General features: G+C 41.4%; 26 protein-coding genes and 1 tRNA gene. 13 read left to right on the forward strand and 14 right to left on the reverse strand.

The genetic code is table 11. The features are described from left to right. Nucleotides 1–5 precede the first annotated feature (5 nt). Both ggt and D0907_RS10710 read right to left on the reverse strand, forming a co-directional pair. A complete protein-coding gene (ggt, locus tag D0907_RS10705; protein ID WP_075593711.1) occupies nt 6–1,685 on the reverse strand; it encodes a gamma-glutamyltransferase in 1,680 nt (559 codons plus the stop codon). Between the two features lie 57 nt (nt 1,686–1,742). Beyond that, on the reverse strand, nt 1,743–2,303 hold the full coding sequence (locus D0907_RS10710) for a GNAT family N-acetyltransferase (protein WP_118844440.1): 561 nt from the start codon (nt 2,301–2,303) through the stop codon (nt 1,743–1,745). A gap of 50 nt (nt 2,304–2,353) precedes the next feature. Here D0907_RS10710 and D0907_RS10715 point away from each other — a divergent pair, with 50 nt between their 5' ends. Then, nucleotides 2,354–2,719 carry a hypothetical protein gene (locus D0907_RS10715; RefSeq protein WP_036967240.1) on the forward strand — a complete coding sequence of 122 codons (366 nt, stop codon included), beginning with the start codon at nt 2,354–2,356 and terminating at the stop codon, nt 2,717–2,719. A gap of 54 nt (nt 2,720–2,773) precedes the next feature. On the opposite strand, the gene D0907_RS10720 is transcribed toward D0907_RS10715, so the two are convergent. After that, nucleotides 2,774–4,996, reverse strand: coding sequence for a TonB-dependent receptor (locus D0907_RS10720; protein ID WP_118844441.1), 2,223 nt, complete (start codon nt 4,994–4,996; stop codon nt 2,774–2,776). Nucleotides 4,997–5,386: 390 nt separating this feature from the next. Between D0907_RS10720 and D0907_RS10725 the strand changes: the two genes are divergently transcribed. Together D0907_RS10725 and D0907_RS21045 are read left to right on the forward strand one after the other, a co-directional pair. Continuing rightward, complete coding sequence (locus D0907_RS10725) at nt 5,387–6,232, forward strand: VOC family protein (protein WP_244223123.1); 846 nt, start codon at nt 5,387–5,389, stop codon at nt 6,230–6,232. After that, nucleotides 6,229–6,381 carry a hypothetical protein gene (locus D0907_RS21045; protein WP_162898041.1) on the forward strand — a complete coding sequence of 51 codons (153 nt, stop codon included), beginning with the start codon at nt 6,229–6,231 and terminating at the stop codon, nt 6,379–6,381. The genes D0907_RS10725 and D0907_RS21045 overlap by 4 nt, the downstream gene beginning before the upstream one ends. Before the next feature lie 71 nt (nt 6,382–6,452). Here the strand turns inward: D0907_RS21045 and D0907_RS10730 are convergent, their stop codons facing one another. The 8 genes from D0907_RS10730 to rlmE form a co-directional block, all read right to left on the reverse strand. Then, the gene (locus D0907_RS10730; protein WP_065978100.1) at nt 6,453–7,406 is read right to left on the reverse strand and encodes a general glycosylation pathway protein; all 954 of its coding nucleotides are present in this window, start codon (nt 7,404–7,406) and stop codon (nt 6,453–6,455) included. 174 nt (nt 7,407–7,580) lie between these two features. Further along, a tRNA-Leu gene (locus tag D0907_RS10735) sits at nt 7,581–7,665 on the reverse strand. A gap of 75 nt (nt 7,666–7,740) precedes the next feature. Next, complete coding sequence (gene secG / locus D0907_RS10740; RefSeq protein ID WP_036967228.1) at nt 7,741–8,088, reverse strand: preprotein translocase subunit SecG; 348 nt, start codon at nt 8,086–8,088, stop codon at nt 7,741–7,743. Nucleotide 8,089: 1 nt separating this feature from the next. Then, nucleotides 8,090–8,839, reverse strand: coding sequence for a triose-phosphate isomerase (gene tpiA / locus D0907_RS10745; RefSeq protein ID WP_036967226.1), 750 nt, complete (start codon nt 8,837–8,839; stop codon nt 8,090–8,092). Between the two features lie 69 nt (nt 8,840–8,908). Beyond that, on the reverse strand, nt 8,909–10,264 hold the full coding sequence (glmM, locus tag D0907_RS10750; RefSeq protein ID WP_036967223.1) for a phosphoglucosamine mutase: 1,356 nt from the start codon (nt 10,262–10,264) through the stop codon (nt 8,909–8,911). Beyond that, nucleotides 10,257–11,105 carry a dihydropteroate synthase gene (gene folP, locus D0907_RS10755; protein ID WP_118844443.1) on the reverse strand — a complete coding sequence of 283 codons (849 nt, stop codon included), beginning with the start codon at nt 11,103–11,105 and terminating at the stop codon, nt 10,257–10,259. The genes glmM and folP overlap by 8 nt, the downstream gene beginning before the upstream one ends. A 114-nt stretch (nt 11,106–11,219) precedes the next feature. Continuing rightward, nucleotides 11,220–13,157, reverse strand: coding sequence for an ATP-dependent zinc metalloprotease FtsH (gene ftsH, locus D0907_RS10760; protein WP_118844444.1), 1,938 nt, complete (start codon nt 13,155–13,157; stop codon nt 11,220–11,222). A 66-nt stretch (nt 13,158–13,223) separates the two neighbouring features. Continuing rightward, the gene (gene rlmE, locus D0907_RS10765; RefSeq protein WP_036967218.1) at nt 13,224–13,853 is read right to left on the reverse strand and encodes a 23S rRNA (uridine(2552)-2'-O)-methyltransferase RlmE; all 630 of its coding nucleotides are present in this window, start codon (nt 13,851–13,853) and stop codon (nt 13,224–13,226) included. An 89-nt stretch (nt 13,854–13,942) separates the two neighbouring features. Between rlmE and yhbY the strand changes: the two genes are divergently transcribed. Further along, complete coding sequence (gene yhbY, locus D0907_RS10770) at nt 13,943–14,239, forward strand: ribosome assembly RNA-binding protein YhbY (RefSeq protein WP_036967216.1); 297 nt, start codon at nt 13,943–13,945, stop codon at nt 14,237–14,239. Between the two features lie 68 nt (nt 14,240–14,307). On the opposite strand, the gene D0907_RS10775 is transcribed toward yhbY, so the two are convergent. Then, nucleotides 14,308–15,468: a serine hydrolase domain-containing protein gene (locus tag D0907_RS10775; protein WP_036967213.1), complete on the reverse strand. Its 1,161-nt coding sequence runs from the start codon at nt 15,466–15,468 to the stop codon at nt 14,308–14,310. A gap of 116 nt (nt 15,469–15,584) precedes the next feature. Between D0907_RS10775 and D0907_RS10780 the strand changes: the two genes are divergently transcribed. From D0907_RS10780 to D0907_RS10805, 6 genes are all read left to right on the forward strand, one after another. Beyond that, nucleotides 15,585–16,388, forward strand: a complete 804-nt coding sequence (locus D0907_RS10780) for a hypothetical protein (protein WP_036967210.1) — start codon at nt 15,585–15,587, stop codon at nt 16,386–16,388. A gap of 190 nt (nt 16,389–16,578) precedes the next feature. After that, a complete protein-coding gene (locus tag D0907_RS10785) occupies nt 16,579–17,427 on the forward strand; it encodes a MipA/OmpV family protein (protein ID WP_036967207.1) in 849 nt (282 codons plus the stop codon). Next, nucleotides 17,417–17,803, forward strand: coding sequence for a DUF3019 domain-containing protein (locus D0907_RS10790; RefSeq protein WP_036967206.1), 387 nt, complete (start codon nt 17,417–17,419; stop codon nt 17,801–17,803). The genes D0907_RS10785 and D0907_RS10790 overlap by 11 nt, the downstream gene beginning before the upstream one ends. 179 nt (nt 17,804–17,982) lie before the next feature. Further along, entirely contained in the window at nt 17,983–18,690 is a 708-nt protein-coding gene (locus D0907_RS10795) for a response regulator (RefSeq protein ID WP_036967204.1), read from the forward strand. Between the two features lie 10 nt (nt 18,691–18,700). Continuing rightward, the gene (locus tag D0907_RS10800; RefSeq protein WP_074989700.1) at nt 18,701–19,990 is read left to right on the forward strand and encodes a sensor histidine kinase; all 1,290 of its coding nucleotides are present in this window, start codon (nt 18,701–18,703) and stop codon (nt 19,988–19,990) included. Between the two features lie 173 nt (nt 19,991–20,163). After that, nucleotides 20,164–21,516, forward strand: coding sequence for a sodium-dependent transporter (locus tag D0907_RS10805; protein WP_074989701.1), 1,353 nt, complete (start codon nt 20,164–20,166; stop codon nt 21,514–21,516). Between the two features lie 23 nt (nt 21,517–21,539). Here the strand turns inward: D0907_RS10805 and D0907_RS10810 are convergent, their stop codons facing one another. Both D0907_RS10810 and D0907_RS10815 read right to left on the reverse strand, forming a co-directional pair. After that, entirely contained in the window at nt 21,540–21,977 is a 438-nt protein-coding gene (locus D0907_RS10810) for a GNAT family N-acetyltransferase (protein ID WP_074989702.1), read from the reverse strand. Between the two features lie 64 nt (nt 21,978–22,041). Continuing rightward, nucleotides 22,042–22,785 carry a sporulation protein gene (locus tag D0907_RS10815; protein ID WP_118844445.1) on the reverse strand — a complete coding sequence of 248 codons (744 nt, stop codon included), beginning with the start codon at nt 22,783–22,785 and terminating at the stop codon, nt 22,042–22,044. Nucleotides 22,786–23,009: 224 nt separating this feature from the next. On the opposite strand from D0907_RS10815, the gene D0907_RS10820 reads away from it, so the two are divergent. The 3 genes from D0907_RS10820 (at nt 23,010) to D0907_RS10830 (ending at nt 25,503) form a co-directional block, all read left to right on the forward strand. Continuing rightward, nucleotides 23,010–24,581, forward strand: coding sequence for a cation:proton antiporter family protein (locus tag D0907_RS10820; protein WP_036967189.1), 1,572 nt, complete (start codon nt 23,010–23,012; stop codon nt 24,579–24,581). A gap of 284 nt (nt 24,582–24,865) precedes the next feature. Continuing rightward, the gene (locus tag D0907_RS10825; RefSeq protein ID WP_036967185.1) at nt 24,866–25,147 is read left to right on the forward strand and encodes a hypothetical protein; all 282 of its coding nucleotides are present in this window, start codon (nt 24,866–24,868) and stop codon (nt 25,145–25,147) included. Nucleotides 25,148–25,287: 140 nt separating this feature from the next. Next, nucleotides 25,288–25,503, forward strand: coding sequence for a DUF3820 family protein (locus D0907_RS10830; protein WP_065978107.1), 216 nt, complete (start codon nt 25,288–25,290; stop codon nt 25,501–25,503). The last annotated feature ends 144 nt before the right edge of the window (nt 25,504–25,647 follow it).

The raw sequence follows: 25,647 nt of genomic DNA on the forward strand, positions 1-25,647 counted from the left end.
CTCACTTAATTAGACGAATTAAGGGTATCAAATACCATCGCTTTACCACGACCAGATTCTTCAGATGCGGCATCGAGCTTGCCATCTTTATTGATGATCACATGCATATCACCAAAGTGACGCTCATCAAGTTTGTAGCCCATTTTTTCAAGCGCTTTAATAACCTTTGGCTCAAGCCCTTTATGGTGTCTTATCACGTTTTTAGGCCACAGTTGATGATGAAATCGCGGGCTATTTACGACTTGCTCAGCAGACATATTAAACTCTACCGCATTTAAGATTGATTCATACACTGAACTAATAATGGTGGTGCCGCCCGGTGAACCGGTTACCATTTTCACTTTATTGTCTTGTAATAAAATGGTGGGTGTCATTGAGCTTAACATCCGTTTGTGTGGTTGAATTTCATTGGCCTCACCGCCTAATGCACCGAAAACATTCATAACACCTGGTTTAGCACTAAAGTCATCCATTTCATCATTAAGAATAAAGCCTGCTCCAGAAACAACCACACCGCTGCCAAAGCTTAAGTTGATTGTTGTTGTGTTTGCGACCGCATTACCCCACTGATCAATAATTGAGAAATGTGTTGTTTGCTCACTTTCATGTAAACCTGGTTTGATGTTTTCAGTTGTTGAAATTACATCATTACGAATACCCGTTGCACGTTTAGCGAGATAATCATCCGCGAGTAAGGCTGTTTTTGGTACATCGTAAAAATCAGGATCGCCTAAATACTCTGCTCTATCAGCAAAGACTCGTTTGCCGACTTCTGCAAGAATGTGCACATAGCGGGTCGAGTTATGCTCTAAAGGGCCTGTTGGTTTAGCAAGATCATACATTTTTAGCCATTGTAAAATAGCAATGCCCCCTGAACTGGGTGGCGGTGAAGTAAGCACTTCAAAACCACGCCAATGACCTTTTATAGGCATACGCGATTTGGCCTGATAGTCTTTAAGGTCTTGCTCTGTAATGATACCGCCATGCTGTTTCATAAACGTGGCAATTATTTTAGCTGTTTCGCCTTCATAAAACCCCGCCTTGCCATTATCACGAATGCGCTTAAGCGTTGCCGCAAGCTCTGGTTGCTTAAAGGTTTTATTAGCTTTAGCATCAGAAAAATAATCAGCAAAGTTAACTTTTATCGACTTTTTCTGCATTCGCGAAATATATTTTTGGATACTTGAAGCAAGTTTCGGGTGCACAATAAAACCGTCTTCTGCCAACTTTACCGCAGGGTCTACGAGGGTTTTCCACTCTAAGCTGCCATGCTTTTGGTGTGCTAGCCACATTCCGGCAACACTGCCCGGCACACCACTTGCGTGAATACCGTACACTGACATGTTGTCTATCACATTCCCTTTTTCATCGAGATACATATCGCGATGAGCTGCTGCGGGGGCAGTTTCACGGTAATCTATAAAGTCACCTTTGCCGTCTTTTTGAATCAGCATAAAACCGCCGCCCCCAATATTACCGGCCTCAGGTAACGTGACAGCCAACACAAATTGGGCTGCTATGGCTGCATCAATGGCATTACCGCCTTGCTCTAAAATTGCCCGTGCAGTATCGCTACTGTAACTGTCTGGCATCGCCACAGCCGCTTGTTTGGCTAATAATGGCGGATGAAAAAATAATACAACGAGAAGCGAGACACTGACCGTGTATTTTATTAAAGTTCGCATACTAATTCCTTTTGACGTTTTTATACTCATTTATACATGCCAAACTACTAAGGTCAATTAGTTACGCTTAAGTGAGGTTAATTCTGTTTTCGGACATGAATAAAGCACCGCTGGTAATTCTCCGTGTTCATCTTGGTGCAGGTATTCTTTTATAAATTTTAGCCCTAGCTTTTTCATTACACTAATCGATGCAAGGTTATCTTTTAGGGCTGTTGCTGAGAGTGTTTTAACTTCGAGGTGTTGACTAACCGCCAATGCAACACTCAAAGCGGCTTCAGATGCATAACCCTGCCCCCAACTAACACGTTTAAAACGCCAACCAATTTCAAGGTCGCTATAATCTGGCTTATCAAAAAATCCCATTGGCCTCACTAACACCCAGCCAATAAACATGTTGTTGTCGGTAACGCATACCTGCCAAAGCCCCCAGCCCTTTTGTTCATTGCGAAAAGCATTTAAACGGGGGATAAAAGTGTTTTTAATTGTTTGCATTGTTGATACTTTACCACGGGTTAAATATTTCATTACCTGAGGATCGTTATCAAGCTCGTATAATAATTCTGCATCATTTTCGTCCATTAAACGAAAACTTAGCCGTGTTGTTCTAGCTATATTCATTTTTAAATGCTTATACTGCTTATGGTGTTAATTAACCATTAGAGAAAAATATGAAAAAATTAGCAAGTTTAGTTTTACTAGGATGTATTGCCCTAACGGGGTGTGAAGATGCTGATGAAGCAAAAAAAGACGCAGCCGAAGCGAAAGAAGAAGTTAAGCAAGCTGTCAATGATGCATGGAAAGATGTAAAAGAGGCAACCAGTGAGTTTAACGATGACTCATTACAAGCACTGCTAGCAGAAAGCAAAGAAATGGGTTTAAGCATGTATGACGACGGTAAAGAAATTGCCATAGATGCATGGATCGAGAGTAAAGAAGCCGCTGGTGAACTTTCTGAAAAAACCAAGCAAAAAGCAAAAGAGTTGGCTGAAGAATTAAAAGCAGCCCGCGAAAAGCTTGAACAAGAAAAGAATTAAACTGTAAAAAATAAAAGGGTAAGCCATGCTTACCCTTTTTCATTCACCTTGCGATTAAAGCTCAAATTCTTTTTTGAACTTTAAGCCAAATTCACTGCGGTCATTACTGCGCATAACACCAACAAAACCTGACTGCTGTAAACGACCAACATCGTAAACTTCATTCAATACGTTTTCACCGTATAGCGTCACTTCAAAGTCGCCATTAGGGTTTAAATAAGAAATGTTAAACCCAACAAGTTCACGCGATTCAATATGTTCACTTTGGTTGTAAACTGATTGGCCTTGCATGTCACTGCGGTACGAATAGTTTGCGTTAATCGCCACCGTACCACCGTTGCTTAAGTCAACAAAGTACGATGGGGCAAGCATAACAGTCCAGCGCGGAGTTAATGCAGGTGAGTCACCTTTACCAATGCCTTGCACTCCTTCGTCAACCTCGGTGATCTCTGAATCTAAGTAGCCAATCGCACTACGCAGTGTAAAGTCATCCGTAAATGCTATCGTTGTTTCAAGCTCGATACCTTGTGCTTTTGACTCGCCAGCATTTTCAACAATCGTTACAAAACCACCCCCAGCTGTTGGATCAGAGAATGGCAGTGCTAAATCGGTATAATCTGTGACAAAAACAGCAAGCATCATAGAAATATCTTCATGCACTTGACCTTTAAGGCCTAGCTCATAGTTAATCGCTTTTGTTTCATCAAATGAGACAAATTGATCAGGACCACCAAATGGACGTGGCGGAAAGCCACCTGTTTGATAGCCTTTTTGAATTTGCCCATACAGGTTCATGTTATTGCTGAGCTGGTAAGACGCGTTTACGTCCCATGTTACCGCATCAAAGTCAGCACTTACGTATTTACGCGTTGCAAAGCTTGGAAATTGTGCATCGGCTTCTTTTTTGTCTTTTGAATAACGAAGACCACCGCCTACTGTTAAGTCGTCACTTAAATCGTAACTTGCGTTGATATACGCTGCGTATGAATTTGTTTCTTGGTTAATATCAAAATAACCATAATTACCAAATGAAGCCGTTGTACCATCATTCAATAATCCGTCTGGCGTGTTGAATGGGCTAAATACAAAAGGCCCTGAGCTTGTAAATCCATCTTCATTAAAGAAATACAAACCAGACACAAAATCCATATTATCGTAGCTACCGTTTAACTGGATTTCGAAAGAATACTGATCGGCACCACCCTCTTCTGGGAATTCAGATAAATTAAGTGCCACGGCATCATCATCAAGGCCGCCTTCATATTCTGAGCTGCGGTAACTGGTGATAAATTTAGTCGTGTAAGTATTATTAATGTCCCAATGAGCTGATAATGATGTCCCCCAGCCTGAGTAAGCCGTTGATTCGATTCCTGCGACAGTCGTTGCTAAATCATCTGGATTACTTGGTAGCATGTCTTCTGTTAAAAGTGGAAAATCACCATTAAATGGATCATTTGCGTCCAACGGTGCCGTTAACTCGATTGTGTAAGGTGATTGACCTGATTCGTTGTCGACGCCATCAACAGAGAAAACAAAAGATAAGTCGCTGTTAGCTTGCCATTTCAACGCCATACGACCACTTAGCTCTTGCTCTTCACCAATTTCGTTTGCTGGATTAACAAGGTTAATTGCCTCACCGACTCCATCACGTTGTTTGTACGACACACTGGCCGACATGCTGACAGTGTCTGTAAGGCTGTTATTAAAATAAACATCACCCGCTAAACGATTGCGACTTCCAACTTTAGCCGTTGTGGTTACAATCCCTTCGTCACCAGGTTGTTTAGTAATAATGTTAACTGCACCACCAAGTGTATTACGGCCATATAAAGTACCTTGTGGGCCTCGCAACACCTCAACACGCTCTACATTCGGGAGTGATAAGTTTGAGCCCATTTGACGCCCAAGGTAGATACCATCTAAGTATACGCCTACACCAGGATCTGTGGTGATCACGTGATCTTGTAAACCAATACCGCGAATAAACACAGAGGCATGCGCTGCATTACCCACACCATAACGGGTAATATTTAAATTAGGCACGTATTTACCAATATCTTCTAAGTTGCTCATATTGGCTTTATCAATCAGGTTTTCACCGATTGAAGTAACCGCTGTTGGCGACTCAAAAATACTTTCTGTGCGTTTGCGAGCTGTGACTTCTATTTTTTCGAATGCATCTTGTTTCGCAGTGGTTTTTTCTTGCTCAGCGAAAGCTGATGAAGATAAGGCAGCTACAACAGCCACACTTAATTGTGAGAAATGACGTAATTTCAATTAAAACTCCAAAGGATACCGTGTGTGTATTTTTACCTGTAAATCGCAGGCATAAAAAAAGACGCTTAGGTATAAGCATCTTTCCTCTGGAGGGACATTATATGTCAATTTTGTGAAAATACGTATAATTATTTTATATTTTATTATTTTTTATAAACTAAACGCATAATATGCATGACAAATTGGATAACTTTTTCACACAAACCCAATTTTTAAAGAAAAATAATTGCAGAAATTCAAAGAGTAACCCACTTTCCGTCTAAATAATCACCACGCTATGCGCATTATCATAGTTCCTTTAGAAAATATTAAAGTGCACTGCTTTTGATTGAATAATAAACAAAAAATAGTCTATGCTGTTACTTGACCCTATTTTGCAAGGAGCATACTTTGAAATTACTATCCCCATTACGCGCTGCGATTATTGTTGCTGTATCGACGGTGTCCCTCACGGGCTGCCAACTTACCTCCAATGAACTCCCCGCTATTAGTGACTCTGGTACAAAAAACACGGGCCATGTGGTGTGGCATGACTTGATTACGCCAAATTTAGCGGAGTCTAAAGCTTTTTATGGCAATGTGTTCGGCTGGCAATTTGAACAGGTAAATGACAGCTACACTTTCGCCAAACTTGACGGTAAATTAATTGCAGGCATGGCACAGTTAGATAACACACAAAATGCAAGCCTCTGGTTAAGCCTTATCAGTAGCCAAGATATTACTGATGCCACGAATAAAACACTTGCTGCAGGCGGTAAAGTATTAGTAAAAAGCACTGAAATCAAAGGACGAGGCACAATTGCCGTATTAGAAGACCCTCGAGGCGCTGTATTTTCATTAATTAATACTGTGAACGGCGACCCCACAGTGAGCACACATGACAATGGGTGGATTTGGCAAGAAGTATGGAGTGATGACCCAATACAAAGCAAAGCTTTTTACCAACGCCTCGGCAATTACTCTTCTAAGGAAAAATCACTGCAACAGCTCAATTACAGCTACCTCGCTGTCGAGGATAAACCCGCCATTGGCTTTGTTAAAAAGCCCGATGCTGAAATCGGTAACACATGGGTTAACTACATTAAAGTCGCCGATGTTGATGCAACATTACTTAAAGTAACGGCTGCAGGCGGGGTTATATTAATGGCACCAAATGAAACCGTTCGCAAAGGAAGTGTTGCTATTATTAGAGACCCAGCGGGTGCAGGTCTGGTCATTCAAGAGGAAATAAAATGAAAAAGCGTTTAATTAAAGTCATCACAGTAGTCGCAGCAGCTATTCTATTAAATGCATGTTCACCTTATGCAAGCCTTAATGTAAACGCCCCATTTAAAGTGGGCCCTGTTTATGTTAACCCAAGCATTGGTGTAGGTGGTTCGTTATAAAAACGACCGTCATAGGGCTCATGCGCCCTGTGACGGTATTGCTTTAAGTTATGTGTTTTTACGCCGTCTAATTATTGTAAAGAGGTATTAATTTTGGCACGCTGAACTTGGGTTAATATGCCTTCGGCTTTCGCACCTAAATAGACATAAATAGCCAATGCGATTAACAAACCCACCACCGCAAACATCATCAATACCGCAGGCATCACATATTCTGTTTGACCCAAAGCGGCTTTAAACATCGTAAGTAACGCCTCTATTGACACTGCAATAAGAATGGTTGAGATAAAACGGGTAATAGTGCGACGTGTTGAACTGTGACGAAAGATATCTTTGTGCATTAAAATCTCTTCTTCTAAAATCGTTTTTCCTAGGTCGAAAATAGCAAGGGCTAAGGTAACAAAGATAATAATAGTAAAGGGCTTTAGAGGATCTGAATGTGCCTGCTCGCTCGTAACCAAAGAAAACATGCCCTCGAATACTTTAAATAATAAATAAAATACCAAGCAAAATAAGCAAGCGACAATAAGCCCATACCCTACTTTAAAGTAAGCCGTCATATTCGCTCGTTTCGTATCCCCCATGATGAACTCGATAAGTTCGGTGAGGCACACATCAATAACGACGTAACACGGAGCGCCTTCTTTGAATTGAACAGACTTTATAACCGAAATACATAAATGCCTCGTGGCCGTTGATACATAAGGTGAGGTGAAATGTGCCTCTGTCGAGTTTGATATCGCTGTAAAGTAGGGTCGAGCGCTTAAATCTTGCCCTGCCCCTCTATTAGCTAAGTCTTTCTTATACTGGGGTTTAAAGCACACATTATTACCTAGCTGAATTCCCTGCTTATCTAAACAATACTGCAACTCTAAAAAGGGATACTGTTTAATGAGGGGTTGAACATCTTTTTTTTGAGCAAGCGCTGTATGCACACTTGCCAGAATTGAAAGCAATAAATTTTGAATCAGCCCTTGGTATTCTTCATATCGTTCTATTGCGCTTAAATAACTCATTCTTGCCATAATGGCATCCTCTGATGAACACACACAAGATAACAAGCAAGGAGAGAACCAAGTTATATATATCTTACAAATCAATGAGGTAGAGTATTAACAGAGGGCGAACAGCACCAAAAAAGTGCAAAAACATACCGAAACGAAAAAAGCCGTGACTTTTAGGTCACGGCTTTTTAAATTTGGTGCGGATGGGGGGACTTGAACCCCCACGGCCGAAGCCACCACCCCCTCAAGATGGCGTGTCTACCAATTCCACCACATCCGCATACAATTCTGTATGATGTTAAGCTGTTTGATTTACTGAGGAGATAAATCGCTTAACAATAATTAGCAACGCTAATTAATTTGGTACGTCAGAGCTTTTCTCTTCTGTCACTGGCACATCAGTTTGTGCTGGAGTAACAGTTTCAACAGCTGGCGCAGCCTCTAGGTTTTCCCACTCGTCCGTCTTTTTAATTTGACCGGCAGTCAGGTTACCTAAAACAATACTTAACACGAAGAAGATCGTTGCAAGAATTGTTGTTGTTTTTGTCATGAAGTTGCCTGCACCTGATGAACCAAACACTGTAGCAGACGCACCTGCTCCAAATGATGAACCCATATCAGCACCTTTACCTTGCTGGATTAAAACCATACCAACAAGCGCTAAAGCAACAATTAAATAAACTACTAATAAAATTTCGTACATCTTATACGGTCCCTTTTGCACTTTCACAAATAGCAGTAAATGATTCTGCTTTTAGACTTGCGCCGCCTATTAGGCCGCCATCTATATCTGGTTGTGCAAATAATAATTCGCTATTTTTTTCATTCACGCTACCACCATATAAGATGGTTAGCTGTTCAGCTAAATCACTATCCGCAGAAGCAATTTTCTCACGGATAAATTTATGTACAGCTTGCGCTTGCTCAGGAGAAGCAGTCTTACCTGTGCCAATGGCCCAAACGGGCTCGTATGCTACCACAGAATTCTTCAGTGCTGCTACACCTAATTTGTTAATTACAGCATCAATTTGTGCTGCAACCACTAATTCGGTTTCATTCGCTTCACGTTGTTCTTCGCTTTCGCCAACACATAAGATAGGTGTTAAACCAACGTGTTGAGCGCGAGCAAATTTATCCGCAACTACCGCATCAGATTCACCATAAATACTGCGACGCTCTGAATGCCCTACTAAGGTATACGTTGCGCCTAAGTCTTTAATCAGCTGAGCATCTACTTCACCCGTAAACGCACCCGCTTGGTTTTCTGAGACCGTTTGCGAACCGACAACAACATTTTGTTGTTGCAGCGAACTTATCAACGGGAATGGTGGAAACACCACAATATCAAGTTCATCAGACTGAACATTTTTGATAGCGTTTGCTAATTGTTCAACAAGTTCTAACGAACCGTTCATTTTCCAATTGCCTGCTACCATTGGCTTACGTGTTGCCATATTTCCACTCCACATTAGAAAGCGGGCAAGATACTAACTCGACTTGCCCAAAGTTACAAGAGGTTATTGTTATCCCTCGGTTTGTTTGCTCACAGATTCGACAATTTCAGCAATTTTTTGTGCGCTGTCTAGTACTGTTTTCTCTTGATCAGCCTCTACCATTACGCGAACAACAGGTTCTGTCCCCGATTTGCGAAGTAGAACACGCCCTGTATCACCTAATTTTTCTTCGATTTGTGCCACAATATCGATAACAGCTTGTGCTTGCGTTGGATCCGTACCTTGAGGGTAACGAACATTGATCATTTTCATCGGGTATTTTGTAAAGCCAGCACCTAAGTCTTGCAGTGTTTTATTCTGTGCAACCATGGCAGCTAACACCTGCAAACTCGAAATAATACCGTCACCAGTACTAATTAAATCAAGATTCAATACATGGCCTGAGCTTTCGCCTCCGATTTTCCATCCTTTCTCTTGCAAAAGCTCCATGACATAACGATCGCCAACTTTACTGCGAGCAAAATCAATACCACGCGCTTTTAATGCATTTTCAAGCCCCATGTTCGACATAACAGTGCCAACAACACCCCCACCCAACATATCGTCGTTTGCGGCTTGGCATGCAATAATATAAACAATGTCATCACCATCGAAGACACGTCCGTTGTGGTCAACCATCATCACACGGTCACCATCACCGTCGTACGCAATACCAACATCGGCATCATGCTCAAGTACTTTGCGCTTGAGTGTTTCAACGTGAGTTGCACCGCATTCAAGGTTAATGTTGACACCATTTGGTTCACACGCATGACAAATGACTTCTGCACCAAGCTCACGCATAACAGACGGGGCTATATGATAAGTTGCGCCATTAGCACAATCTAATACGATTTTTAGACCCTCTAATGATAAACCTTGAGGGAATTGGCTTTTACAAAACTCAATATAACGGCCATCAGCCGTTTCTAAACGACGTGCTTTACCTAATTTATCTGAAGCTACGCAAGTCATTGGCTCTTCCATCATGGCTTCAATTTCAAGCTCAACTTCATCCGCTAGCTTCAAACCACGACTAGAGAAAAATTTAATCCCATTATCATGATAAGGGTTATGTGATGCACTAATAACGATGCCAGCTTCAGCACGGAAAGTTTGCGTTAAATAAGCAACCGCTGGGGTCGGCATAGGGCCAAGTAGGACAACATCAATGCCTGCAGCAATAAGACCTGCTTCCAGTGAAGTTTCTAACATATACCCAGAGATACGCGTGTCTTTACCAATAATAACCTTCTTGGTACCAATTTTTGATAATACGCGTCCAGCTGCCCAACCAAGTTTTAATGCAAACTCTGGAGTAATAGGGTATTCGCCCACCATGCCACGAACGCCATCCGTGCCAAAATATTTTCTTGTTTTACTCATTTATAATTCCTTTCTTACATGCTTGCCATACGGTCAACACATCTAAAGTTTCTGAAACGTCATGCACACGAATGATTTTTGCCCCATTTTGGGCAGCAATTAAAGCACCTGCTAAACTGCCAGCTAAACGCTCATCCGTGCTTTTATTTAATAAATTACCAATCATGGATTTGCGTGATAAACCCGCAAGGACCGGTAAATTGAATTGATTAAACTCGTCAAACCTATCAAGAATTTCGTAGTTATGCGCGAGCGTTTTCCCAAAACCGAAACCGGGATCTAAAATAATACGTTGTTGCTGAATCCCCGCTTGCTCACATGCTTCGATACGCTCGGAAAAAAAGTCATTAATATCTGCAAATAAATCCTCATACTGTGGATTACTTTGCATCGTGCGAGGTTGTCCTTGCATATGCATCAAGCAAATTGCAACGTCAGGGTATGCAGATAATACTTCAATAGCACCGGGCTCTTGTAATGCCCTAACATCATTAATGATATCTGCACCCGCTAAAATAGCCTGACGCATGACCTCACTTTTGCTGGTATCAATTGAAATTATACAGTCGCTTGTTTTTCTGAGCGCTTTAACCAGAGGGATAACACGGTCAAGCTCATCTTCCAATGAAACGTCAGGGGCACCAGGGCGTGTCGATTCACCGCCAATATCAATGATTTTTGCGCCTTGTTCTAAGAGTGTATGAGCTTGTTTGACAGCGCTGTCTAGTTGGCAATAATTGCCGCCGTCTGAAAAAGAGTCAGGAGTGACATTTAAGATCCCCATCACAACAGGGCTATCGAGGTGTAAAGTGCGGCCTCGAGGTAAACTAACAGTGGTCATCTATCACCTATACTGCTTCCATGGCGAATGTTTAGGTGCTGCACCTAAACGATTTTTTATGTCGCTACAAAAAAGCCCCGGCAAGCGGGGCTTTTGCTAAACGTATTTTAACGATTATTCAGCTTTGTCATCAAGGTTTGTTTCATCCTTTTTTACTGAATCATCCGATTTTGACTCTTCAGCAACAGGTTCAGCCTTGGCAGCTGGTTTTTTATCATCTGGACGACGGTCATGCATATCACGCGGTTCACGCACTGGCTGACGAGCCATTAAATCGTCAATCTGACCCGCATCAATTGTTTCGTACTTCATTAATGCATCTTTCATCGCGTGTAAGATATCAATATTGTCTTTTAAGATTTGCTCAGCACGTTGGTAATTACGATCTGAGAACAAACGAATTTCGCTATCGATAACTTTTGCTGTTTCATCTGACATGCTCATGGCACGGCTTCCACCGCCACCCATGTACATCTCGTTTTGATCTTCAGCATACAGCAGTGGACCTAACTTTTCGCTTAAGCCCCATTGAGTAACCATTTTACGTGCGATTTCTGTCGCGCGCTCAATATCGTTACTTGCCCCTGTGGTTACTTTGTCTTCACCATAAATCAGAGCTTCTGCAATACGACCACCGTAAAGACTAGAAATCATTGACTCTAGTAACTCTTTAGAGTGACTCACACGGTCTTGTTCAGGCAAGTACATCGTAACACCTAGTGCACGACCACGTGGAATAATAGACACCTTATAAACAGGGTCGTGTTCTGGCACCATACGGCCCACAATCGCGTGACCTGCTTCATGATAAGCGGTCATCTCTTTTTCTTGTTCGCTCATCACCATGGTCTTACGCTCTGCGCCCATCATGATTTTATCTTTTGCTGCATCAAACTCAGCCATGCTAACAACACGCTTGTTGCCGCGCGCTGCATATAGCGCCGCTTCATTTACCAAGTTTGCAAGGTCAGCACCTGAGAAACCAGGTGTACCCCGTGCAATCACAGCGGCCTCAACGTTATCGCCTAATGGCACTTTACGCATGTGCACTTTCAAGATTTGCTCACGACCACGAATATCAGGTAAACCAACTACAACTTGGCGGTCAAAACGACCCGGACGTAATAACGCGGGGTCAAGTACATCTGGGCGGTTTGTCGCTGCAATAACGATAATACCTTCATTACCTTCAAAGCCGTCCATTTCTACTAGCATTTGGTTTAGAGTTTGCTCACGTTCATCGTGACCGCCCCCCATGCCTGCACCACGTTTACGACCTACCGCATCAATTTCGTCGATAAAGATGATACACGGGGCTGCTTTTTTCGCTTGTTCGAACATGTCACGGACACGTGATGCACCCACACCAACAAACATTTCTACGAAATCAGAACCTGAAATTGTAAAAAATGGTACTTTTGCTTCACCAGCAACCGCTTTCGCTAAAAGAGTTTTACCCGTACCCGGAGGACCTACCATAAGTACGCCTTTAGGGATACTACCACCCAGCTTTTGGAATTTTGATGGATCACGTAAGAAGTCCACTAACTCTGTGACATCTTCTTTCGCTTCATCACACCCGGCAACATCAGCAAACGTTGTTTTAACTTGATCTTCGCTCATTAGGCGGGCTTTGCTCTTACCGAAAGACATCGCCCCTTTGCCGCCACCGCCTTGCATTTGACGCATGAAGAAAATCCACACACCAATAAGCAGTAACATTGGGAACCAAGAGATTAAAATGCTGGCGAGGAAAGACTGCTCTTCAGGCTTAACACCTTTAACATTTACATTGCTTTTCAATAAATCATTCAAAATGTCTTTATCATACATTGGCATGATAGTTTGAAAGCGCTCACCATTTGTTTTGGTACCTGTAATGGTGCCGGTTGTGCTTTCAATAGAGACCTCTTGAATAGCGCCGCTACGTGCGTCACTAACAAATTGAGTGTAACTTGTTTGGCGATCTGCTTGATCACCACCATTAAAGCTCTGAAACACTGACATTAGCACAACTGCAATGACCAGCCAGAGTATTAGATTTTTCGCCATATCGCTCAAGGGGTTAACCTCTTGTATCCAATTAATTTAAATTCAACTTAACGCAGCACAACTGTACTACAGTTTGTAGCCTGTCGCCACTATATAAACTTCCCGAGAACGGGCACGCGAAGCATCGGGCTTTCTAATTTTTACCGCCTTAAAGCTATTACGTACGTCCTGTAAGTATTGATCAAATCCTTCTCCTTGGAATACTTTGACACAAAAAGCGCCATTTTTCTTCAAAACTTGATGACACATGTCGAGCGCAAGTTCGACAAGATACATACTACCAGCTTGATCAACTGATGTATTGCCACTCATATTCGGTGCCATATCAGAAAAAACGACATCAACATTTTTACCGTCAATACGTGTTAATAGTGCATCAAGCACAGCTTCTTCACGGAAGTCACCTTGCAAAAAATCAACACCGGCTAAAGAATCCATCGGTAAGATATCACAGGCAATAACCTGCCCTTTATCACCTACTTTTTCAGCTAAATACTGAGACCAGCTGCCGGGTGCGGCCCCTAAGTCAACCACTGTCATAGCCGGTTTAATTAATTTATCTTTATTTTGAATTTCGTCTAATTTGAATACCGCACGAGAACGCCAACCTTTCTTTTGCGCTTCGTGAACATAAGGATCGTCGAAATGTTCCTTCAACCAACGCTTAGAACTGGCTGAATGTTTTTTGTTTGCCATAAAATTAATACGTAACTAATTAGTAATATTCTCTAGATGGCGTTAGAATACCCTTAATTCAAGCCATATTCAGCAAAATTTGTAACATCATGAAATTATCGAACAAACAAAAGCAGTTTTTAAAAGGTCAAGCACACAGTTTAAAACCGGTTGTATTACTTGGTGCAAATGGTTTAACAGAAGGCGTTTTAGTTGAAATCGAAAGCGCACTTAATATTCACGAGCTTATCAAAGTAAAAGTACCTACCGACGAGCGTGAGACTAAAGCATTGATTTTTGATGCAATTGTTCGCGAGACCGGCGCAGAAAAATTACAAACAATTGGTCATACAATTGTGCTTTATCGCCAAAGCGAAGAGAAAAAAATTCAGCTTCCTCGCGGCTAATTTTGCAACAAAGTCATGCAATAAACTAAAAGCCAGCGCAGAGCTGGCTTTTTTGTAACTAAATTTTATTACTTAAGCGTTTTATCTTCTCTAACGAACTTAAGCGTCCGATTTATAAATTCGGTGGTTAATTCGTTGATCAATCCTGTCTCGGCATTGAGTACTAAGCTAAAACCAATATTTAAATAAGGAAACACCACTAAATCACTTCGGTAACCTTGCACCCAGCCACTATGATAATAAAGTACTTCATCATCATAGTTGTATACCCGCCATCCAAGCCCGTAATATGCATCTTTAACATGACTGCGCCACACTCTTCGACGCGTCTCTTTTTTGGTATGTGTATACGGTCGGGTTTGTTTGATTAGTGCATCTAAAGGCAATACTTCGGGGTATTGACCTAGCTGCGCGTTAAGCCAAATAGCCATATCGTTTGCGCTGGCATTAACCCCTGCGGCAGCTGCAACCTTGTAGTAATTTTTCTTTAACCGAGATGTATACCACCGTTTTCGGCCACGAACATGAGGGTGAGCAAAATTATCGTCGCGGACCATGCCATCATAACCCACACTCGCATCGACCATTTTAAGGGGGGCAAAGATATATTCAGAAATCCAATGCGTGTAGTCCATTTGAGTCGACTTTAAAATCACCGAGTCAATTAAGCTAAACATCACATTTTGATAACCGTAACATTCACCCGGCTTACATATTGGTTGCACGCTCAGCAATTGCTCGACGATATCAGGGTAACTCATTCGCGATTCAATCAGATTATCATACGCATTAGGCACTAAGCCGCTTGAATGACTTAAAATATGGTAAATTTTTAAATCATCTTTATAAACGGTATTGGAAAACTCAGGAATAAACTTACTCAGAGGATCATCGATATTAAACTCCCCCTGCGCAGCAAGTTTTGAGGTTAATGACCCTGCAAAAGTTTTTGATACGGATGCCAAACGAAAACGCGTGTGTTTATCAACCTTTCGGCCATTGTCTATTTTTGTGCGGCCTATCCCCCGCACAAAATCATCTTCTCCGACTTTGACAATTGAAAGCGCTCCACCTGGAATACCTTTACTTCTTAATTTTCGAGATAAGTACGTATTGTAATCGTCTAAAAATGTCTGCCATTGTGAACCGCTACCTGCAGCCTGACTGCTAAAAGAGAGCAGTAAAAGAAATGAAAATAGACAAATGATAATAGGTGCTGAGTACTTCATTATTTATTTTTTTAATCTGTTTCGGAAGTTTCTCATAACATAATATCATGAACTTTTGCTTCGACTAACGTACAATGCGCACAATCTTAACTTTTTTCATGGGTAGACTTATTTTTATGCGCTTACTTGTCGTTTTGCTTTTTACTTTAATTTCAGCCGGTTGTGCCCTAAGACCAGAACCAGCTCCGTTGTTAGTAATGCCAGAAAAGCCATTGCTACAAAGCCAACGTTATCAAATAAAGTATGAAACAGACCATGCAGCACCTAAAGTTAAGTCTGTACAGTTACCGGCTCATACTGTCAGTAAAAATCAAACAGTGACGATTGTTGCCGACAAAACGAGCGTGACAGATACGCTTTATTCACAAATTTCTGAATCGTTAGTGGCAAAACAATTAAAGGTTGTTGATGAAGGTCAAGCGGATTACACGCTCTCAATCCATCAATTAGATTTAGAGTTGGTTGCTGACACTGAGTACACACTCGTAAAACCACAAAAACCATTTCCTTTATTTGATGATATCGCGGCTCAGTTCCCAACTAAGCAGTGTGCAACAATGCTTGGACAAGTGAGTATGCGTTTAACACATAAAAAAACCGGTGATGTAGTTTGGTTTGCAAAATCGTCTATCGATAGCGCAAGCTTTCACCGCGAGCCACTTATTTACAGCTTTGAACAGCAGCAAATGATTAAAAATGAACTCGAAGTTGCCAGTTTCATTCATGAGCAAAATACTGAGCAAGCTCGTCTTGAGCGCATTAACAAAAACATTGAGATACCTGCTTATCAAACTATTTCACGTATGACAGCTCTAACGAAAGAACAAGGCCCGTGTAATCGTACAGAGATAAGCGCGCTGACACCGATGATGCAATACTACCTCACCAGTATTTTAATCGACAAAATTAAAGTCCAATGAGTCATCTATAAACGCTCACACTGTTAATGTGGCTGCTTTTCTTACCTACTACCCTCAAGGAAAGCAGCGTTTAATTTAAGCCACACTTTTTAACACACCTGATTACACCCCTACATTTTTTTACAGATTTCGGGAACTCATTAACAATATACTATATCCTAGTACGAGCTTATTTTTATTAGTAACAAGGATGACAAACTTGCGAGCCTGTAGCGCCCTTTTATTTATCTACTTATGCATTTTTAGCACGTCGAGCCAAGCAAGTAATCGTTATTACGCCGACAATACACTCGAACCAAGCCAAGGTTTTGCCTGGGATTGGGGAATTGGTGCAGGGTATTATGCTGAAGATTCATACCTTGTTGGCATGGACTCCTATAATGATGGATTTGAGCCCGATATCCATCTTGCTGTCTCTTACGAGAAATTTTACCTCGATTACGACCAAAGCCAATTAAGTGGTGGCCTTTCTCTTGGCTACAGCATTATAGATAAATTTGAGTGGGGTCTTGATATTGTCGGGACGAATGTTCAATCAGGGTTTGACGAAACAGGTTTAACGTTTTACGGCGACGATGTTATCGCGGAACTTGAGGGAATAAAACGCCGTAATTATGATTTTGATGTTGGTCTTCGCCTGTCCCGCCGCTTTGAAAATTCACACATTTCTTTTGAATATTTACACGATGTATCTGGCACTCATAATGGCTGGGTAATGAATTCATTTTTTAGTCAGATCATTCCATGGCGAAACTGGGAATTTCGTTCAGGTGTTGGCCTAAGTGCCTACTCAAGTGACTTTACCAATTACTATTTTGGGATTTCGCAGCCCGAATCACGCGCTGACAGACCTCTGTATATCCCAGATACATCATACAGTCTCATTTTTGAGTTTCATGCGGAATACCCGCTTAATCAGCACTGGGTCTTTTTAACGGGTTGGTTATCAACTTGGTTTTCAAATGACATTCATCAAAGCCCCATTATATCGCAAGAGTATCAGCATAAAGCCAAGGTAGGCCTGCGCTATGTTTTTTAAATACTACTTTTTGTTCGCCTTACCCATTGCACCCGTCAATGCACAAGAACAGACAGCCGATAGCAATACTCTTGTTGCAATACCTGATACCTGTGTGGCACTGCGTGAAGGACGAAATTGTTACGCTGATGTTGAGGTTTCTTGGCGACAGCAGCAAATAGGAAACTACTGTTTACGTAATTCCGACAGCAAACATATTATTCAATGCTGGCTTATGCAGCACAAAGGGCTTTTTAGGTATGAGTTTGACTCTACAGAAACGGTCGGATTTGAGTTGATTAATAGTGATAATGGAAAAATTGTCGCCTCTACTGAAATACAGTTACAGTGGGTATATAAAAACCGTCAGAAAAAACGTCGTTGGCGACTGTTCTAATACCATTCCACTTAATTAAGTGGTCTATTTTGAGGCAATAAAACCGCGTTGATAACAAGGCAAAAATTTAGTTATTTAGTTGTTCTAAATCAGAAATTTTTAACGCAGGTAGCGACTGATTTGATCACTCAAAATGATTAAGTATTTTTGCGGATTGGTATAACTATTAGGAGTAGATAATGGAGCATTACGGAACAATTTTACTCGTTGAAGATGATATTTCTTTGGCGAATTGGGTAGCCGAATACTTAACAGAGCAAGGTTACAATACCACACTTTGCCAGCGTGGCGATCTCGTTGTTGAACAAGTTCGCACCTCACCGCCCGACCTCGTATTACTGGATATTATGCTACCAGGGCAAGATGGCATCAGCGTTTGTCGCGACTTAAGGCAGTTTTATCATGCCCCCATTATTATGCTGACCGCCCGAGATGATGAAATGGATGAGGTTATTGGTCTAGAAGTGGGTGCCAGTGATTACATGATGAAACCAGTGCGTCCTCGAGCATTACTCGCCCGTATTAAAGCGGCTCTTCGTTCTCAGTCTGACAAACAAGACTCAGCCACTGAATCGAGTATTATTACAGTAGGCAAGTTAGCGATTCATACCGATTCTCGCACGGTTTACTTTAATGATGAAGAAGTTCATATATCAAGTGCCGAATATTTATTACTGCACTACCTTGCGAGTAATGCAGGCCAAGTTGTTTCAAGAGACGCCGTTTTCAAAGCAACAAAAGGGCGAGAATACGACGGTTTGGACCGTAGCGTTGATGTGCTTATTTCATCATTGCGGAAAAAATTCAGTGATGATCCTCAACATCCCGAAAAAATAAAAACAATTTGGGGACGAGGTTATCTACTGGTCGCCACGGCTTGGCAATAGATTTAAACCTGTGAAAAAGTTTTATATTTCTCTTCTTGGCAGCGCACTTATCTCAATTATTGTATTGGGCTGGCTAATTGACGCCTTTAGTCAGCAAACTCATACGCCACAGGATGAGTTTTATAACCAAACACAAATGATTAAAGGCTTTGCTAAACAACTGGCTGCTATGGCCCCGACCGAGCGTGAACGGGCGATAAAACAGTTAAACAGCGACTTTAATGTGCAACTTGAATATAGACCCACCCAATCACTCGCACTGCCTCATTCATTACTGCAGCAAATAACCCAACCTAACGGCTTAATTCTTGAAGATCAACAAGGTTACTATTTACTGTACAGTGAAGCCTCTCTTGGAGCACATCATCTAAAAATGCGCCTTGGTAAAGACCCTATACACGACCAAGGCAACGACGTGTTACTTACGCTTTTATTTTATGCTGGTTTGTGTGTTTTTATGGGCTTTATTATTACCCCTCTCGCAAAACGCTTAACAGTATTAAATGAAGCGGCAAAACGATTTGCTAAAGGAGACTTAAGCAGCCGTATTCATGTGTCTCATTTCACGTATATACGAGATGTTGAGCTGACATTTAACCGAATGGCGAGCCAAATTGAGAAGCTATTAGACGAAAATAAATTAATGGCGTCGAGCTTGTCTCATGATATCCGCACGCCTATTGCCTGTTTACGATTTGGTTTAGAAGCCGCACAAGACTGTCCAAATGAAGAAAAACGTCTTGAGTATTTAGCACGCATGGAACAAGACCTTGATCAAATGGAGTCTATGCTAAAAAGTTATCTCGCATTTGCAACGTTAGAACAAAAAGCGAACCAGTTAACTTTTAATGAATCAGATTTACACAGTTATTTACTGACTGTAATCCATCAAGTAGAGCCAAAGTTAGAGCAACGCGCTTTACGTTTAGAGCATGATATTAAGACAGGATATATTTGCGCTGATCTTCATTGGTTAGCTCGCGCAATTGTAAATTTATTAAGTAATGCATGCGATTTCGCACACTCAGACATCCTCATTACAGCGCACTGCTCACCAGAGCTCGTGGTGATAAACGTAGAAGATGACGGACCAGGGGTCAATGAGCAAAACTGGCATAAAGTATTTAGTCCCTTTTTCCAAGAACAAACTCACCGTAACCGTGATGGAGAAAGTTACGGGCTTGGCCTTGCAATCGCAGCCAAAGTCGCAGATTGGCACCACGGAACCATCAGTGTATCTAAGAGCAAAAAGCTCGGTGGCGCTTGCTTTACACTTTCAATTCAGAATAAAAGCCCCTAAAAATGTTTCAATTGTGTTAATTCTTTCGTATTGTTACGCCCAATAGATTGAAATCTACGCTGACACGACACACGGTAAGACATAGAGCAAAATTGCCCGTCATTAACCCTTTTTATTTAGCGTTAATTCAAGTAGATTGTCAGCGCCGTCACAAATAGAGAAGTAAAAATAATATGAGCGCATCACGCGGGGAGTTCAGCTCTCGCTTTGGATTTATTATGGCAGCTGCAGGCTCTGCGGTTGGCCTAGGAAACATTTGGGGTTTTCCCACTCAAACAGCAAGTAATGGCGGTGCCGCATTTTTAGTTGCTTATTTAATTTTAGCATTTTGTTTAGCCTATCCGGCGTTAATGGCAGAGCTTGTCATAGGACGTCATGGTCAAGCAAATGCGGTTAGCGCTTTGCGTAAGGTAACCAATCAAGCGTGGCAAAAGAAGTTTGCGTTTTTAGTTGGGTTTGGGGGCATTATCTGTGCAGGCTTAATCCTCAGTTTTTATGCCATTGTTGCCGGATGGATGTTAAGCGCAACACTTGAACCCATTGCTCAATTAACAGGGCAAGTGCAAGCCCAGACCTGGCTAAGTGAGCAGTCACTCTCAAGAAACATCATTTTTACCGCCGCGTTTATTATTTTAACGATTGCTATTATTTCAAAAGGTGTCGAAAACGGGATTGAAAAATGGTCAAAGCGCTTAATGCCTGCGTTACTGGGTATTCTGTTTATGTTGATCATTTACGTAATGACACAAGAAGGTGCTGTTGAAGGTCTTAAAGCTTATTTAGTGCCTGATTTTTCGTCTATTTTGAACCCTGAGTTGTTAGTCAACGCGCTAGGACAAGCCTTCTTTTCACTGTCTTTAGGCACCAGCGTAATGATCATTTACGGCTCGTATATAAGTAAAAAAGAAAACCTCGTTTCACTTGGCGCCTATGTCACGTTGATTGATGTATTTATTGCGTTTGTCGCGGGTTTATTAATTATTCCAGCCATGTATGTTGCGCAAGCGCAAGGTGTGCAAATTTTCTCAGCTGAGGGCACCCTGCTTTCTGAAGATACATTGGTATTCCAAGTGTTACCGGCCCTATTCACGAGCATGGGCTATGTGGGTATTTTTGTCGGCTTCGCCTTTTTTGCACTAATGAGTATTGCGGCATTAACATCGTCAATCTCGATGCTTGAGGCGCCGGTATCATACGCTGTTGAACGTTTTGCACTGAAACGTCTGCAAGCAACGTGGTTAATAGGCGGGTTAATTGCGCTCGTCAGTTTTACTATTGTGTTTAACCTTGGCTCATTATTTGGCTTTGTGATCACACTGACCACAAAAATAGCGCAACCACTGCTTGGCTTAATGTGCTGTATTTTTGTTGGCTGGATTTGGCATCGCAGTGCGTTACTAAAAGAGATTCAACAGGGCTGCCCAGAAGCCGGCAATAGCTTTTTTTGGAAAGTATGGCCTTGGTATATCAAGTTTGTATGCCCCATTGCCATCGCACTCGTGTTTGCAAACTCACTGTTAAGTTAACAAATTTTGCAGTAGCCCTGTGGCTACTGCAAACACATATCTTGGTGTGGTATTCCATCTTCAAGGTAATCTTCACCCACACACTTAAAACCTAACTGTTGGTAAAAATCGACTAAATAGCATTGCGCGCCAATTGTAATAGCTCGCTCAGGCCAATGTTGCTGGCAAGTATCAATGGCCGTTTGCACTAACTGTTTTGCCAGACCTTGACCGCGAAAATCAGCAGTCACTAACACCCGCCCAAATGCACTCAATTCAGTATTTTTTGGGTAACAACGAGCATAAGCCGCAAGCCTATTGTCCTTAAATAAACACAAGTGCAACGTTTCTTGATGGTTATCAATATCATCTATTTCAGGGTATGGACAGGTTTGCTCTACCACAAATACATCCACTCTGGCACGAAGTATACTCAATAACTCATCTTTGCTTAACGCACCATAAGTCTTAATTGAAAACATAACTCTCCCTTTAATAACAAAAAACCCAGCCAAAGCTGGGTTTCTAGGTTTTTAGCTTGGCGTATTATGCGAACAATCGCTCAAGCTGATCACACAATTGCGATAAATTCACATGATCATGCTCAATGGTTAAATCAACATATCCATCGCCTCTAAAGGCACGGTCAAGTTCAATCAACACATGTGTTTTATGGGCTTCAGGCACAAAAGACAATTCGATTTCTTGTAATCCAAATAAACTGCGGCTATTCGGTCTGTATTCTAGTTCTTGATAGCAACCTGAATGTGATTGAAAGGTAGGCGCTCGCAAGTACCCTTTTTCGACATCAGCCTTCACCAAATTAAAACCAAGCTTGTCCATTGCTTGCATTAAGGTGCTTACCGCATCATTCGGATACACATGGAGCGAATCACGGTCTGTTGGGTCAAGTGCCATATCAATATCTAAGCCTGTTTCAATCCAAACATGCGACTGATTATACCCTGCGTTGATCTCTGTCATTGGCGTTTCAGAATTTAAACGCGCCTCGAAAGGAATGTGCTTTTCTTCACCCGCGGCAATTGTACCAATCTCGTTAATACGCCACTTTTCTATAATGTGATTGGTGAAGTAATCTCCATCATCACTTTGTACCTTCACGCGCGTCATTAACGCTAAGTCTAAGCCCGCGATTTCCTGTTCAACATCCCCGCCTTTAATCACAATGACAGCGTTAAATTTTTGGCCGGGTTGTAAATGTTCTGTCTCTAGTACAGTGTCTACTTTTGCTGCACCAATACCAACTGATGCAAGGATTTTCTTAAACATCTTTTCTCCTTAAGCCAGGTTCTATAACAAATTGGCTTAAATTCCTTCGTTACTGCATCTTAACCACAATTAAAAGCTAATGTCAGCGAAAAAATGTTACTTTTGGCGCATTAATCAATAAATAACGCAAAAGTGTTTATTTTTTAAACTCTTTATATTCGTTAGTGTTTTCCAATATAGAATATTTCGCTACACTCATAACAAATGAAGTCAAAAGAAGAATTATGGAACTTATATACTTTGCTACCGCGTTTGTATGTGGCTTTGCTGTTTATCAGCTAAAGCTTCCTCCCCTTATTGGTTTTTTGTTGGCGGGCTTCGCCCTCAACTTATATGGCTACAAAACAACAGAACTACTCAATACTCTCGCAAGCTTAGGTGTAACACTTCTTCTGTTTAGCATCGGCCTAAAACTGAAAGTCTCTAACTTAATAAAACCCCAAGTGTGGGCACCAGCCTCAATTCACATTGTGCTTAGTAGCACGTTATTCAGTGCTTTTATGCTATTGCTGGGTGCGCTTGCACTGCCCCTTTTTGATCAGCTCACGTGGCAAAGTGCCTTACTCGTTGGCTTTGCATTTAGTTTCTCAAGTACTGTATTTGCAGTTAAAGTACTTGAAGAGCGCGGAGAAATGGCAAGCCTACACGGTAAAATCGCTATCGGTATCTTAGTGATGCAAGATATCTTCGCGGTTATTTTCTTAGCCATTAGTACGGGCAAAGCACCTAATATGTGGGCACTGGCACTATTAATAGGCTTACCTGTTTTACGCCCCCTTATGTTTTGGGTGCTCAACCGTTCAAAACACGGTGAACTATTGCCTTTATTTGGTTTTTTCTTTGCACTCGTACTTGGATATCAAGCATTTGAATTTGCAGGCCTTAAAGGTGATTTAGGCGCGCTTATCATCGGTATGATGTTTGCGTCGCACAAGAAAGCCGGTGAGTTATCAAAATCACTACTTAATTTGAAAGATATTCTTCTTGTAGGGTTTTTCTTAAATATTGGCTTAAATGCAGAACTAACGACTCATGCCGTGTTAGTTGCCATGGTGATTGTATTTGTATTACCTATCAAAGTGGCGCTTTATTATGTACTGACTAATCTCTTTAAACTACGCGCGCGTACCTCACTGTTAAGTGCTTTTAGCCTCTCTAACTACAGTGAGTTTGGGTTAATTGTGTGTGCTGTTGCAGCAAGTAGCAATATGATCACCAGTGAATGGCTCGCTGTAATGGCTATTGCCGTATCTGTTACCTTTATATTGGCGTCTCCTTTAAACAAACGTTCAAACGAAATTTATGTCAAACTAGAAAACTGGCTGCTCAAATTTGAAAGCGATACGCGACTTGCCGAAGAGTTACCAGTAAACCTAAATGACACAAAAATTGTTATTTTTGGCATGGGTCGTATTGGCACTGGTGCGTACGAAACGATTAGTCAAACACACCCTAATCTCGTTGCAGGTATTGATATTAAGCCCGATGTGGTAGAAAAACATATTAAGCGTGGCCGACGGGTACTCATAGCAGATGCGACTGACCCTGATTTTTGGCAACGCGTAAATCATTCTCATGTGGGCATGGTTATGCTCGCAATGCCAAAACATATGCAGAATATTTTTGCCCTTGAACAGTTACGTGCCTCGGGTTATCAAGGCCAAGTTACTGCTATTGCGAACTATCCAGATCAGCAAAAAGAACTAGAAGATATGGGCGTAGATTCAACCTATAACTTCTATTTAGAAGCCGGTAGTGGCTTTGCTGAACATGTAAAACAAAAACTTTTTTCTTGATGTAAAAAATAATTCTCAGCACCTAATTATGGTACTGAGAATTATTTTCATTATATTCATATACTTGCTTAGACATAAAAATTAACCCCATACCTGACGTACCCGCCCTAGGTCATTCTTATTTACAAAGCTTTACATGCAAATTAGCAATCATTGTCAAAAAAGGAGTAAACTGGGCTTAGATACTACGCTAAGTATCTATTTTTAACACAAAAAAAGTTTATCAGTCTGCTTGCGTACTTCATGATTTATGCACTACTGTTAGACTGTTTAAGGTTGTTTAAATGAAAAATAAGTTTACCAGAGAATCTTTAGCAAACACGGATGATGCACATTCCGGGAAACTTGTAGATATTCAACAGCAGCTTGATGAGTTACAACAAAATGGCATGACAGCGATGGATATTAGAACTGTGCTATTCAACAAGATGCTCGATGTTTATCAAGTTCCGCGTGATCATTTTCTTCGTGACAGTGAAACACCTGAGCGAATTGACGACCCGACTATCGTAACGAGGCTCAAGCAGCTTGGGTTTTCGAAAAAGAGTCGCCAACAACTACATTAGCATTCAGTATTATTTTGCAGTAGTCATTCCGAGGGCCTACCTCCCTCACTAAATAGGCTGTTTCTTGCCCGTCACAGCCTATTTTCTCTTTCCTATTTGCCGTATCATTCATAATAAATATAAGTCCAATTGAGACAGTAATGGATACAGCCCAATTAAAGCTCGCGATAAATACAAAAATGCCGTTTGGAAAGTACGCTGGTCGCCCCCTCTTATTGCTACCTGAACCCTATCTTGTATGGTTTAAACAGCAAGGATTTCCAGACACACAACTTGGCGCGCAACTAGCAATGATGTACGAAGTAAAACTCAATGGTTTAGAGAAAATGCTGATGCCATTATTAGATGAAAAATAATTTCAATTTTCGTGAACTTTTACTTTTGAACGTAGTCTATTACTTTGCTACTTGTTTATTTTTGGTTTTAACCACAGAAAAAGCGCCTAAGGCGCTTTTTTTATGTCTGCTAATGAGTGACTACACGTTAGCTTAACGAAGAGA

Source organism: Pseudoalteromonas lipolytica (assembly GCF_003515105.1).
GTDB classification, from domain to species: Bacteria; Pseudomonadota; Gammaproteobacteria; order Enterobacterales; family Alteromonadaceae; genus Pseudoalteromonas; species Pseudoalteromonas lipolytica.

What these genes read in the sequence shown, in the direction of transcription:
- D0907_RS10810 (WP_074989702.1), bottom strand. Translation starts at nt 21,977, where the DNA reads ATGTTTTCAATTAAGACTTATGGTGCGTTAAGCAAAGATGAGTTATTG.
- D0907_RS10815 (WP_118844445.1), bottom strand. Translation starts at nt 22,785, where the DNA reads ATGTTTAAGAAAATCCTTGCATCAGTTGGTATTGGTGCAGCAAAAGTA.
- secG (WP_036967228.1), bottom strand. Translation starts at nt 8,088, where the DNA reads ATGTACGAAATTTTATTAGTAGTTTATTTAATTGTTGCTTTAGCGCTT.
- D0907_RS10820 (WP_036967189.1), top strand. Translation starts at nt 23,010, where the DNA reads ATGGAACTTATATACTTTGCTACCGCGTTTGTATGTGGCTTTGCTGTT.
- D0907_RS10785 (WP_036967207.1), top strand. Translation starts at nt 16,579, where the DNA reads ATGACAAACTTGCGAGCCTGTAGCGCCCTTTTATTTATCTACTTATGC.
- tpiA (WP_036967226.1), bottom strand. Translation starts at nt 8,839, where the DNA reads ATGGCAACACGTAAGCCAATGGTAGCAGGCAATTGGAAAATGAACGGT.
- ggt (WP_075593711.1), bottom strand. Translation starts at nt 1,685, where the DNA reads ATGCGAACTTTAATAAAATACACGGTCAGTGTCTCGCTTCTCGTTGTA.
- D0907_RS10830 (WP_065978107.1), top strand. Translation starts at nt 25,288, where the DNA reads ATGGATACAGCCCAATTAAAGCTCGCGATAAATACAAAAATGCCGTTT.
- folP (WP_118844443.1), bottom strand. Translation starts at nt 11,105, where the DNA reads ATGACCACTGTTAGTTTACCTCGAGGCCGCACTTTACACCTCGATAGC.
- D0907_RS10790 (WP_036967206.1), top strand. Translation starts at nt 17,417, where the DNA reads ATGTTTTTTAAATACTACTTTTTGTTCGCCTTACCCATTGCACCCGTC.
- rlmE (WP_036967218.1), bottom strand. Translation starts at nt 13,853, where the DNA reads ATGGCAAACAAAAAACATTCAGCCAGTTCTAAGCGTTGGTTGAAGGAA.
- D0907_RS10715 (WP_036967240.1), top strand. Translation starts at nt 2,354, where the DNA reads ATGAAAAAATTAGCAAGTTTAGTTTTACTAGGATGTATTGCCCTAACG.
- glmM (WP_036967223.1), bottom strand. Translation starts at nt 10,264, where the DNA reads ATGAGTAAAACAAGAAAATATTTTGGCACGGATGGCGTTCGTGGCATG.
- D0907_RS10825 (WP_036967185.1), top strand. Translation starts at nt 24,866, where the DNA reads ATGAAAAATAAGTTTACCAGAGAATCTTTAGCAAACACGGATGATGCA.
- D0907_RS10795 (WP_036967204.1), top strand. Translation starts at nt 17,983, where the DNA reads ATGGAGCATTACGGAACAATTTTACTCGTTGAAGATGATATTTCTTTG.
- yhbY (WP_036967216.1), top strand. Translation starts at nt 13,943, where the DNA reads ATGAAATTATCGAACAAACAAAAGCAGTTTTTAAAAGGTCAAGCACAC.
- D0907_RS10780 (WP_036967210.1), top strand. Translation starts at nt 15,585, where the DNA reads ATGCGCTTACTTGTCGTTTTGCTTTTTACTTTAATTTCAGCCGGTTGT.
- D0907_RS10730 (WP_065978100.1), bottom strand. Translation starts at nt 7,406, where the DNA reads ATGGCAAGAATGAGTTATTTAAGCGCAATAGAACGATATGAAGAATAC.
- D0907_RS10805 (WP_074989701.1), top strand. Translation starts at nt 20,164, where the DNA reads ATGAGCGCATCACGCGGGGAGTTCAGCTCTCGCTTTGGATTTATTATG.
- ftsH (WP_118844444.1), bottom strand. Translation starts at nt 13,157, where the DNA reads ATGGCGAAAAATCTAATACTCTGGCTGGTCATTGCAGTTGTGCTAATG.
- D0907_RS10710 (WP_118844440.1), bottom strand. Translation starts at nt 2,303, where the DNA reads ATGAATATAGCTAGAACAACACGGCTAAGTTTTCGTTTAATGGACGAA.
- D0907_RS21045 (WP_162898041.1), top strand. Translation starts at nt 6,229, where the DNA reads ATGAAAAAGCGTTTAATTAAAGTCATCACAGTAGTCGCAGCAGCTATT.
- D0907_RS10775 (WP_036967213.1), bottom strand. Translation starts at nt 15,468, where the DNA reads ATGAAGTACTCAGCACCTATTATCATTTGTCTATTTTCATTTCTTTTA.